The organism is Coxiella endosymbiont of Amblyomma nuttalli (genome assembly GCF_018107685.1).
Classification (GTDB): domain Bacteria; phylum Pseudomonadota; class Gammaproteobacteria; order Coxiellales; family Coxiellaceae; genus Coxiella.
Genome location: NZ_CP064834.1, coordinates 190,964 through 202,930, shown reverse-complemented (window position 1 = coordinate 202,930; position 11,967 = coordinate 190,964). Strand labels below are relative to the sequence as shown.

The following is an 11,967-nucleotide window of genomic DNA, read 5'->3' as shown; positions in this document are numbered from 1 at the left end:
ATTTGATGGCTATTCTCTACTTGCTGATTTACGTAGCATCTCAGTCCGAATTTTACGAATTGCTTTTGCTGGATTGAGACCTTTTGGACAAACAGTCGCGCAACTCATAATAGTGCGACAACGGAAAACGCTGTAAGGATCTTTCATGGCATCTAATCGTGCTCTTGTGTTTGTATCACGACTATCGGTAATAAAACGATATGACCATAATAGACCAGCTGGTCCAATAAATTTGTCGGAATTCCACCAGTAGGATGGACATGAAGAAGAACAACACGCACATAAAATACACTCATATAACCCATTTAACTTTGCTCGATTGGCAGGTGATTGCAACCGTTCTTTTTGTGGCGATTTTTGATTATTTAAAAGATACGGTTTTACCTTTTTATATTGTGCATAAAATTGCTCCATATCCACAATTAAATCGCGAATAATCGGAAAACCAGGCAACGGTCGCACGACAACATAATCTGGCAAATTTTTTAATTGTGTTACACACGCCAAACCATTTTGACCATTAATATTCATGCCATCAGATCCACAAACACCTTCACCGCAAGAACGACGAAATCCGATATCAGGGTGTTTCTCACGAATGGCTTCTAACGCGTTTAGTAACATTTTTCCATGAATTGTAAAAACATCTAATTCAAAATCTTGCGTATAGGGTTTCCTATCCATTTCCGGATTAAAACGCACTATTGAAAAAGTCATGACTCGTTTCTTGATGCTCATGCCATCAATCTCTCGGTTTAGGCGGAAATGGTTTCATTCCTTTCGGCTTCATACTGACCGGGCGATAAGCAATACGTCCATCACGAAAATAGATAGTATGTTTTAACCAATTCACATCGTCGCGTTCTCTGTAATCATAACGAGCATGTGCACCGCGACTTTCGGTGCGTTGTCGTGCGGAAACAGCTGTTGCATAAGATACTTCCATCAAATTATCTAGCTCTAGCATTTCTATTCGAGCGTTGTTAAATGTACGACTAGTATCCACTAATTTTGCGCGCTGTAATTGTTCTTTTAACTTTTCCAGCCGTTTTAGTCCTTTTTCCATTTGTCTTGCATCTCGAAAGACACCAAAATCTTCAGACATAACCTTTGCCATCTCATATTTAATAGTCACCGGATTTTCATCGTTTTCTGGATTTTCCCACCGCTGTATACGCGCAACAGCAGCATCGATGTCATCGATATTTTCAATATGATAGGATAACTCCGATTTAAGTGCTTCTTGTAAAAACAATCCGACAGCACGACCAAAAACCAATAAATCCAGTAAGGAATTCGTACCAAGTCGATTAGCACCGTGCACAGAAACGCAAGCACATTCTCCTGCCGCAAACATGCCTTTCACAATTTGATCATCACCATTTTGGTCTACAGTTAATACTTGTCCATGAAGCGTAGTGGGAATGCCTCCCATCATATAATGACAAGTGGGTAATACAGGAATAGGCTCTTTGGTAACATCTACATTTGCAAATGTAGCCGATAACTCAACAATCCCCGGTAATCGCTCATGCAATATTTTTTCTCCTAAATGATCTAATTTTAATAAGACATGATCTTTTTTTTGGCCAACACCATTTCCAAGCATTACCTCTTCTAAAATAGAGCGTGCAACCACATCACGACAATCCAAGTCCTTTAGATGAGGGGAATAACGTTCCATGAAACGCTCGCCATCTTTATTAACAAGATAACCACCTTCACCTCGCGCACCTTCGGTTATTAAACAGCCCACACCATAAATCCCTGTCGGATGAAATTGCCAAAATTCCATATCTTGTACCGGTAATCCAGCACGTAAAATCATCCCGATACCGTCACCTGTGCTAGTATACGCATTACTTGTTGTCTGATAAATACGGCCAGCACCACCTGTTGCAAAAATTGTCGCGCGCGATTTAAAAAAGATAAGTCCACTGAGTTCCATACTCATCGCGACAATTCCAGCAATACCCCCTTGAGCACCTCTTACTAAATCGATACTATACCATTCATCATAAAAATGCGTACCCGCTTCGATATTTTTTTGATATAGGGTGTGCAAAACTGCATGTCCTGTCCGATCAGCACAAGCACAAGTCCGATATGCTATTTCTTTACCAAAATCCCGTGTATGACCCCCAAAAGCACGTTGATAAATACGTCCATTATTTAAACGTGAAAAAGGCAATCCATAGTGCTCTAATTCATAGACAGAAAGCGGCGCTTGTTCACACAAGTATTGGATGGCATCTTGGTCACCTAAGTAGTCTGATCCTCTTACCGTATCATACATATGCCATTCGGGTTTATCAGATACTACATTCCCTAAAGCTGCTGCTATACCACCTTGAGCGGAAACTGTATGCGATCGCGTTGGGAATACCTTAGAAATGACGGCAACTTTATATTGATGTAGCTGTGCCATCTCCAATGCAGCGCGCAAACCAGCGCCTCCTGCGCCGACAATCACCGCATCATATTTTTTAACTTTAATAGAAGTCATGACTAATTAATTCTCAACACGCTATCCAAAAAAATTCGATAGCCCAAATAAAATAAGCTATCAATAACAGACAAATGACTGTCTGAAAAACTAGTCGCATAAATTTATTTTTCACATAATCTGTAAAGATGGTCCACAACCCAATCCATGCATGCAACAATACATTAAAAATAACAATCAAGGTCATTATCTTTACTAACCAATGATCAAATAGAGCATGCCACTGAAGATAAGAGATTGGATGATACACCCACAAAAAAACAACGATGAAAACCCCATAAATACCGCTCAACAGTGCCGTCATTCGTTGAATGAACCAGCTCTGATAGCCTAGACGACTTATTCGATCTACCATATCCATATTCCTGTTAAAATGATCGAAATTAACAAAAGCACAAAAACTATATATGCACTAATCCGCCCCTCACGAACTGATTCCAAAAAACCTAAATCCATCATTAAATGTCGTATTCCTGCGAGCAAATGGAATATGATCGAAACCAACATAAGCCATACCGCTACTTTCAACCATTGATTATCGTTAATTAATTGTTGTACATGAAAAAAAGTGGCTTGTGACAGCATCACCTGGCGTAAAAGATAAAACATCAAAGGCAAAAATAAAAAAAGAAGAACTCCTGAAATGCGATGACAAATTGAGACAATCGCCGCGGGCGGAAAATGAACTTTAGTCAAATCAAGATTAACGGGCCTATCAGCAGGCATTATCTCTCACCCGATCTAAACGATTTTAAATTGAGAAGGCAATATACAACGCCCATACTACAATGTACACACTCCATTATATTATAGCGACATTGTCAGCAAAATACAAATAAAAACTTTCACTTACTAACTTGATTTCGGTACAAATCGAAAGATAAAAAGTAAACCTTTTAAAGGCTGTGTGTTCACTGATCTAATCAAAAACTTGAAGTAAAAGTCAAGTTAGAAATCTGATAAAGAGGAATTTTCGTAAGAAGAGCTGATTTTAAATTAGTGAAATTCTAGCAATCTAAACTTAATGCAACTTAATGAATTGAAGTTAATTAAAATTAGTCATTCTTTGAAAAACGGTATGAATATATGGAATATTAGGAGCGCGCAAATGAACATATATTAAAGTGAAAATTCTTTGACTACCAATCTACTGAATTTACTATCTACTCCACAACTGCACATGAATTGAACTTGCCTCATTAATTTATGGAAAGGCATCCTTTGTGGTTATCTTATTGACCAACTAGCCTATAAACGCAATTACATGAAAATCCATTATTTTCGTTATTTTTGACCTTATAGTAAAGCTTACTCATTAAGATTAAAAAATCTGCTAGAGAGAAATAAACAAAAATATACCAGTATTAATATCGCGTTGCCGAACAGTAGAGATTTTATCAGGTGCACATTTTTCATGATGCTACTCTTAATTAATAGGCCTGATCTGCGTTTATTGATGATACACTTATGTATTACTACTAAGCCGGAATACGAAGAATTAGATGACATAACTGAATAAGCCGAATGCCTTAAATCTCGTGGTGATGAGTTAGATGAGTTATAATTATTTAACTATAAATTATTCAATTAGTTAGCCTTGCATGCATCCACGTCAATATATGAATTAGAGCATACTTTATGTATAAAAATCGACCCTATTTTAGTCCAAACCATAAACCACCTCATCTATACAATGACACATTGATTATGAAGAAAATACAAGAATCACTCCCATCATATAGCCAGGATTATTTACCCACCATCCACAACACACCATAATTCACTAAATGCTTTCGTGTATTTCAGCGAGCGCAGAACGCGCGCTTATGGGTGAGGGGTCTATAAATAATGGTACAGCAGTTCATTTAAATATGCCGAAAATAATTGGTGATGAACAATACTGGCTAAGACATTACTAGAAGAGAATAAGGACAAAGATAATCTCCTTCATGTGATAGTCTTTAGTTATCATTTAAAATTGAGATTCAAGACTCTCAAGTAAAAGTGATGTAAAATCTCATTAAGAAATATTTGATGTCGTTGGAAAACGCAACGATATTTTAATTACCTACTGATGAAACTAGAAATACAGCTCTGGAAAATAATCCTTTTTAAGTTGTATACTACCTGTTCCGATTTGATAATCAACGCGCAGTATTTCGTTGAATGTGTTCACAATTACTCTATTGTATCTTAAATATCACAAACTACTATAGGTTGGGTTCTTTCCAAAAAGTGATACGATTCTACTTCATGAGCGCAAATAGCTTTTTGTTTTTTAATTCAGAGCAGCTCTTCTAATGGCTTTTCCGCTTCTTCCATCTTATAGATTACTCCTGCATGGGTAATTTCACAATCGGCTCATAGCCCATCATTATTTATAATCGATGACGGACACAAACCTCTAAGACTCGTTATGTTCAACTGCACTAGGTGATAATAACAAGTGCATGATATCTTTAATATAGAGTTTAATCTCAGAAAATCCTTGGTTAGAGATAGAAATTTATGTTGATTCTAGGTATTTATCTGAGGTAAGGGATCTTTCATTGATTGCAAATAATCACTCTTTCTCACTTTCAACATTAAATCCTTTAATCTAACTAATTGTAATAATTACTTTATCAAATGTCACTCGATCATTTGGAAAGACTTAAGCAAAATAAACTCTGATCATCAGAACAATCCATGTATATAAAGCGGCAATAACATCATCGATCATTACACCCAATCCTCCCTTAAGATTTTTTTCTAATAATTGTATCGGCCAAGGTTTCCAAATATCGAAGATACGAAATAAAAAAAATCCCGCTAAAATAAAATATCCTGTTTTGGGAATGGCAATCATTACAATCAAAAATCCCACAATTTCATCCCAAACTACTGCTGAATGGTCTGATGTGTTAAATCGTTGGTTGGTAATATCGGAAATAATAACGCCTAAAATAAAAAGAAAAAGCGTAACTACACAATAAATCAGTAAAGATAATCGACTTAACAATAAATAAAGGATGACACCTACCAATGTACCAAAAGTCCCGGGCACCCATGGTATTGCACCTATACCAAATCCACAAGCAATAAATTCCAAAGGGCTCCTCCATATACTTCGAGGGACATTATTTTTTTTACTAAAAATGTTAAAAATGTTCATAACCTTTTTTCCCTATTGCTAATCGATTGTTTTGCGAATCTATCACTGTCACACCTTTACCTATAGTAATTTCTCCAATACACCGCCATTCACAATCTAGTGACTTAAAAACTGTTTTTAATCGATCACGTCTTTCCGGCGGGACAGTGAAACAAAGTTCGTAGTCATCTCCTGAGGTAAGTGCATATTGACACGCAGTTTTTATTGTACATCGGTCTCTTAAGCTTTTTGATAAAGGTAATTGATCAACATATATTTCAGCACCAACTTGACTAGCTGTAGTCATTTTTTCAAGGTCTGCAATGAGGCCATCGGAAATATCAATTGCCGCACTGGCAATTTTTCGTAGTGCAAGACCTACCTCAATACGAGGTGTTGGCCGATTTAATCGGTTAAATAAAAATGAGTCTATTTTTTCGCCTTGATTCAATAAACTCAATGCCAGTCCCGCATCACCCAAGGTACCCGTAACATAAATTAGATCTCGCACTTTTGCGCCATTGCGACAGATAACATCATCTCTAGAAATTAGGCCATTTATAACAACGGAGATTGAAAGTGTTCCTGCTGTTATATCTCCACCGATTAAAACAATACCATATTTATCAGCCAACGAAAAAAAACCCTCAGCAAATTCATTTAGCCATGCTTCATCTACTTTTTTTAACGTGAGCGCTAATAAAGCCATGTCTGGCTGTGCCCCCATCGCTGCCAAATCACTTAAGTTCACCGCCAGAACTTTGTGACCGAGATCTTTTGGTAAGGTATTAACAAGAAAATGTACCCCCTCTACTAAGGTGTCCATTGATGTCGCTACTAATTTCTCTTCTGGTATTTCTATAACAGCAGTATCATCACCAATACCAACCAAAACGCGTGCTGATTGATCTTGATGTCGCTGAAAATATTTTTCGATAATTTCAAATTCACTAATTGACATGACGTGATACAATAATGAAATGATACAACACTAAGAATCGAGTCCTTCATTATCGCTAAAATAAAGTCGGAATCAAATTCTACGTTATTCGATGAAGTCGATTTTACAAACTCTCCTCCACACTTCTGATCACCAACATACATACATTACATTTCATGTGTCGTTAAGATATATATTACAAAAGATTGTAAGAGCTGTATTAACAAAAGAAATGAAATGGTATTTTCTTGGTTGTTTATGTCTCGTTCCTTACTTTTTTCATGGACATCATTAATAACGCCTTGAAAAAATGATTGACTTTTTTCTTTGATGGATGTTTAAATGCATCTTCACTGATAATTTTCATAAGTTGCCATTTTGACTGTCTTATCTTATTTCTTAAAAATTTAAAAATCCTTAATGTACAATGCTCAACATAATAGTGAAGTAATGGGAAATATTTCATAGATGACTCATATTAAACGACTTAGCCAATAAGACCTGATTGATAACGCTATTTTAAGAATTAACGGGCATTAACGGAATCTATGAATTGGTTATAACCACTTTATCTTTAAAATTATAGAATTAACTTTAAGTATGTTGACAAAACTATTTTTGTAGACGAAGTTTTCGCTTAGTTCAAGCTCGAAATCTAACTTGTTAGCACATAGTTAATAGCGAACATTAAGAAATTTACTTGCCGAACTGAGCAGTATCATGCAATAACCTATCAGTTATAAAAAACACGAAAAACTATCTCTCGTATTGTAAGTCAATGTCAGCTAGCCAATCGTGAAAACCGGTATAACATAGATATGCATGCCGATAAACATCCGTTGTATGGTTTGCTCACAAAAATGGGCAAGAGAGCGAGCCTATCCTTATTATCACACACTTGACGCAACCACTATACTATCATCAAAGCTAGAGATAAACTACATTTAAAATGCTACCGCACAATTTAAGCAGAGAAAGCGAAGCTAGTAATAATTATTTACGAAGCTAGTTGACCATTATTTAAATCGCTGCCATTTTATGTTTAAAAATATTAAAGAAACATGTCCAGCAGCATCAGTTTCTTAATAGTAAGAACAAAAATCATTAGTATTTCTTTTCATAATCTGAGAAAACTATTTTTTATTTCTCTTTCGGAATTTTTTTGGACCATGCGGCCCCTTACCTCTTGCCATATTAAATCATCTCCTTGTAAAATGCTTCAGCATAGATCAATGATATACTTACTTAATCTTTTCTGGTTATTACTTTTTCTTCCGTAATTCTGGAAGTAAAGCATCTAAAATTGCATTAACATATCGGTATCCATTTTCAGCGCCAAATTCTTTGACTAACTCTAATGCCTCATCAATCACGACCTTATAGGGAACATCTTTACGGTGTACTAACTCATAAATTGCTAATCTCAACACTGATAATTCAACTGGATTTAAGGCACTCACCTTGCGATCTAGATAAGAGGTCATAAGTTTATCGATTAGTGTAACATGTTGAATCGTTCCTATTATCAAATCTTTAAAATAAATTAAATCAACGTCCCTCAAATTATTTTCTTCCAAAAATTGATCAATTAATTGAACTGGTTTGATTTTACCAAAAGACCACTGATAAAGCGCTTGTAATGCGTGACGGCGTGCATTATGACGAGGATTCATCCTTTTATATGACTTCATTTGATTTTTTTTTTGATATTCTCAATAAACGATGAATTGCATCGTGAAACACATTAATACCCTGAAAACTGTGATACACTGGATTAGATCACACATGTAGCAATCTTATCCGTGACACATAATTACTTCTTATCATGACTGGCTCACCTATCGTATTGTGTACTGACTGCACGTGCATCTTGCCCTAACAATTTATATGTATGTGACTAGTCTTTCCTACTCAAACGTACTTTCTCACTCAAACGACGTACTTTGGCAGCTACCTTGCAACTATCTCGTTTAATAATGCGGCATGTGTGGCACATTTAATTCTGCCATTTTAAATTTGCTAAACCGTCTTGCGCGTGAGAAACATCTACGTTGGTGACTCACTTTTTGCACACATTCTCCCACTAATCGTGAGTTAGTGACTTGCGTATTTTCTACATTATAAAAAGGTAGAACATCAGCGCAATACAGTTCCTCGGCTATATACTGGAAATTGCCGAGATAACTTTTCGATTTTTCGTTTAGTATCCGTAATCACGTTCTCATTATTGGTATCATCTAGGATATCACAAATCCAATGAGCTAATTTTCTCGTTTCTGTTTCTTTGAGTCCGCGCGTGGTAATTGCTGGTGTACCAATTCGAAGACCACTGGTTACAAAAGGAGAACGTGCTTCATTAGGGACTATATTTTTATTAACAGTAATATTAGCACGACCTAAGGCCATCTCTGCATCTTTACCTGACATACTCTTATCTAAAAGGCTGATCAAGAACATATGATTCTGTGTTCCGCCCGAAACGACAGTATAATTGCGCTTTGTTATAACATCCACCATAATTTTGGCATTCTTTAAAATTTGCTGCGCATAAGTTTTAAATTCTGGTTGCATCGCCTCTTTAAAAGCAACAGCTTTTGCGGAAATAACATGCATTAAAGGACCACCTTGCGATCCGGGAAAGACTGCCGAATTTAATCGCTTTTCTAGTTCAAGATTGGCTTTTGCTAATATCAATCCTGAGCGTGGTCCCCGCAATGTTTTATGCGTTGTCGTTGACGTTACGTCCGCAATATTGACCGGTGAAGGATAAACTCCTGCCGCAACTAAACCTGCTACATGTGCAATATCCGCTACAAAATATGCATTGACTCTGTCAGAAATTTCACGAAATCGCTGCCAATCAACAATACCAGAAAATGCAGAAAAACCAGCCATAACCACCTTCGGTTTATACTTTTCTGCTAATAAAACGACTTTTTCATAGTCAATATTCCCCTCTGCATTCAAACCATAATGCACTACTTTATAAAACTTACCTGAAAAATTCACTGGCGCTCCATGCGTTAAATGACCACCATATGATAAATCCATTGCTAGTAAAGTGTCACCAGGATTCATGAGAGCCATATAGACTTCGGCATTGGCTTGCGAACCAGAATGTGGTTGGACGTTAGCATAAGCAGCGTTAAATAACGCTCTAGCTCGATCAATCGCTAACTGCTCTATAATATCAACGAATTCACATCCACCATAATAGCGCTTGTGAGGATACCCTTCTGCGTATTTGTTAGTTAATACTGATCCCTGAAGTTCCAACACCAGCGGACTTACATAATTTTCTGAGGCAATTAGCTCAATATGTTCTTCTTGACGTACTTGTTCCCAAAAAATTGCTTGTGCAAGTTCAGAGTCAAAATCTTCTACAGTGAGATTAGCATCATACATACATTCATAAGCTCCTGATGATTATTTATCCAAGTTATCCAAGAAATTTAGCCGAGTCACCAAAGAAAACGGAAGGTATTTAGGTGCCTTCTTCCCGCAAGGGTATCCAAATTAAGAGATAACTATCATATCCTACACTGTTTTAAAGCTTCCTGTAGCTTATCAGTCGCAACAATTGCTATTTCTTCGAGAAAAGTTTGCAGTACACTGGCTTTTAGGAACGATGACACGTCCAAAACCATATTTGATGGATTCTTTAAAGGTACTCCTGAACGCTTTGTACAGGACGAATCTCGCGTCAGCAAGAACCAACGTCACCGAAAACAATCAAATCAGAAGGTAAAGATTTATTCCATGAACTGGAGAGTGCAGCTAATAAAATACCGAGATCGGTGCTAGTTTCTGCGATACGAAAGCCATCAACAGCATTAAAAAAACCATCAACAGCATTAATGAAAACGTCGTAATTATAGTGACTAGCCTTTTTGTTTTGAAAATTATACTAGACGAGCGATACTTGCACGAACTTGACTCGCTCCCCCAGGCGTAAAAGAGATGCTATCGATACAGACACTTGTATAGAATAGATTACCATAACCTGTAGACGCAATTTTCAACCAATGTAACAATTTTTTCAACGTGTATTTCGGCTAACAATTTTAATTTACCCTGCGGTGATTGCAAACGCTGTGCACGCATAGTGATTTATTGTAACGATTCTTCTTCAGTCACGTATAAAGTAAAATCATCCTTATGACTAATATGATATAAAATTTGTAATAATGGGACTTTCCAATTCCTGAGCTATCACCAATTGAGATGACAGAATCAGAAACTAATCTGTCTACTAAACACGATCAAATGCAGAAAATCCTGTAGTTAAGTTAAACGTGGCTGTGATTGAACACTAAAATCGCTCAATAAAGTTGGTTTTGACTTCTGAGCTATAGGTTTTTCAACGATTGAACCATGCATTACAATCATGACAATGTCCTTGTCATTATCACGATAAATAATAACTAATTAATAAAATCTGTCTATCCTACCAATACTTAACTCCACTTCTAGAATCTCCGCACTGTCATTCATTAATCAGATTCATTTTATACGCTTTCCAATTTAAATTGTAATGTATCATTAGTAGCAACTTCATGAAAAATATCAAAATCCAGGTATATTTTATGTTTATTTCGAAATGATTATTTAATATTTAACATCTGAGAATGCTTGTAAATTCTAAACGATCAAGCAACCAGGGAAGACCAGTATGAACCACATCTTCTATCTGTCATACTACTATGCACACCAACACTTGTACCACCTGAATTAACGATTACGAAATTTGCACCGTCATTTATAAACAGGATTTTAACAATGTGCCTTACTTTAACACCGCAGAAAACTCATTGTATCTTTAAATAATCAGGAATTCTAAAAGAAAATAATAGTCGGTAACTTCGGTGTATTAATTTTTACTTCACCTAGCTAATACACTACCATTGATAACACCCAAGCATCGTATGAATGGGATTTGTAACAGCCTATCATCTATTAAATAAGGCAAACATTAATTCATTTGTATTACTAAAGATAAATATTGATGTAAATAACGAAGATACATTTCGTGAAATGTTTTAATTTTATCAAGACAATTACCTTTCCTGTTAAAAAAGACTAAAGATGTAACATAGCTATCTTTTCATTCCCTTAGTTTTGTTAGGTTAGTTGATCTATTTCCCGTTTTTAATCTAACCATAGCAAGTGTTTTCTATAAGCTTTTACTTTTAACTATTCAAGAATAAGAGCATAGTTTATGGACTGGAGAAACTCTATAGATTATATTGTAGATTATATTGTGATGTTGTCTATGAGCTTCTGGTTCACAGACATACACGTTTGCTATCTTAACTTCATCTATTCAAGGTTATCACATAAGTATAATATATTCGTAATAATCATTATAAACAGTCGATATATTAAGCT

General features: G+C 36.0%; 8 protein-coding genes. All 8 read right to left on the bottom strand.

The window, feature by feature from the left end; all coding sequences use genetic code 11:
• Nucleotides 1-9 precede the first annotated feature (9 nt).
• The 8 genes from CEAn_RS00670 to glyA all read right to left on the bottom strand — a co-directional run bounded on the left by CEAn_RS00670 (nucleotide 10) and on the right by glyA (nucleotide 9,984).
• Entirely contained in the window at nucleotides 10-738 is a 729-nt protein-coding gene (locus CEAn_RS00670; protein ID WP_211923927.1) for a succinate dehydrogenase iron-sulfur subunit, read from the bottom strand.
• A 4-nt stretch (nucleotides 739-742) separates the two neighbouring features.
• Nucleotides 743-2,506: a succinate dehydrogenase flavoprotein subunit gene (gene sdhA / locus CEAn_RS00665; RefSeq protein ID WP_211923926.1), complete on the bottom strand. Its 1,764-nt coding sequence runs from the start codon at nucleotides 2,504-2,506 to the stop codon at nucleotides 743-745.
• A 13-nt stretch (nucleotides 2,507-2,519) separates the two neighbouring features.
• Entirely contained in the window at nucleotides 2,520-2,861 is a 342-nt protein-coding gene (sdhD, locus tag CEAn_RS00660) for a succinate dehydrogenase, hydrophobic membrane anchor protein (protein WP_244670086.1), read from the bottom strand.
• Nucleotides 2,855-3,232: a succinate dehydrogenase, cytochrome b556 subunit gene (gene sdhC / locus CEAn_RS00655; RefSeq protein ID WP_211923924.1), complete on the bottom strand. Its 378-nt coding sequence runs from the start codon at nucleotides 3,230-3,232 to the stop codon at nucleotides 2,855-2,857. The genes sdhD and sdhC overlap by 7 nt, the downstream gene beginning before the upstream one ends.
• Before the next feature lie 1,927 nt (nucleotides 3,233-5,159).
• Nucleotides 5,160-5,660: a phosphatidylglycerophosphatase A family protein gene (locus CEAn_RS00650; protein ID WP_211923923.1), complete on the bottom strand. Its 501-nt coding sequence runs from the start codon at nucleotides 5,658-5,660 to the stop codon at nucleotides 5,160-5,162.
• A complete protein-coding gene (thiL, locus tag CEAn_RS00645; protein ID WP_211923922.1) occupies nucleotides 5,647-6,600 on the bottom strand; it encodes a thiamine-phosphate kinase in 954 nt (317 codons plus the stop codon). Before thiL ends, CEAn_RS00650 begins: the two co-directional genes overlap by 14 nt.
• 1,241 nt (nucleotides 6,601-7,841) lie before the next feature.
• Nucleotides 7,842-8,252 carry a transcription antitermination factor NusB gene (nusB, locus tag CEAn_RS00640; RefSeq protein WP_211923921.1) on the bottom strand — a complete coding sequence of 137 codons (411 nt, stop codon included), beginning with the start codon at nucleotides 8,250-8,252 and terminating at the stop codon, nucleotides 7,842-7,844.
• A gap of 463 nt (nucleotides 8,253-8,715) precedes the next feature.
• Nucleotides 8,716-9,984 carry a serine hydroxymethyltransferase gene (gene glyA, locus CEAn_RS00635; protein WP_211923920.1) on the bottom strand — a complete coding sequence of 423 codons (1,269 nt, stop codon included), beginning with the start codon at nucleotides 9,982-9,984 and terminating at the stop codon, nucleotides 8,716-8,718.
• Nucleotides 9,985-11,967: the final 1,983 nt, after the last annotated feature.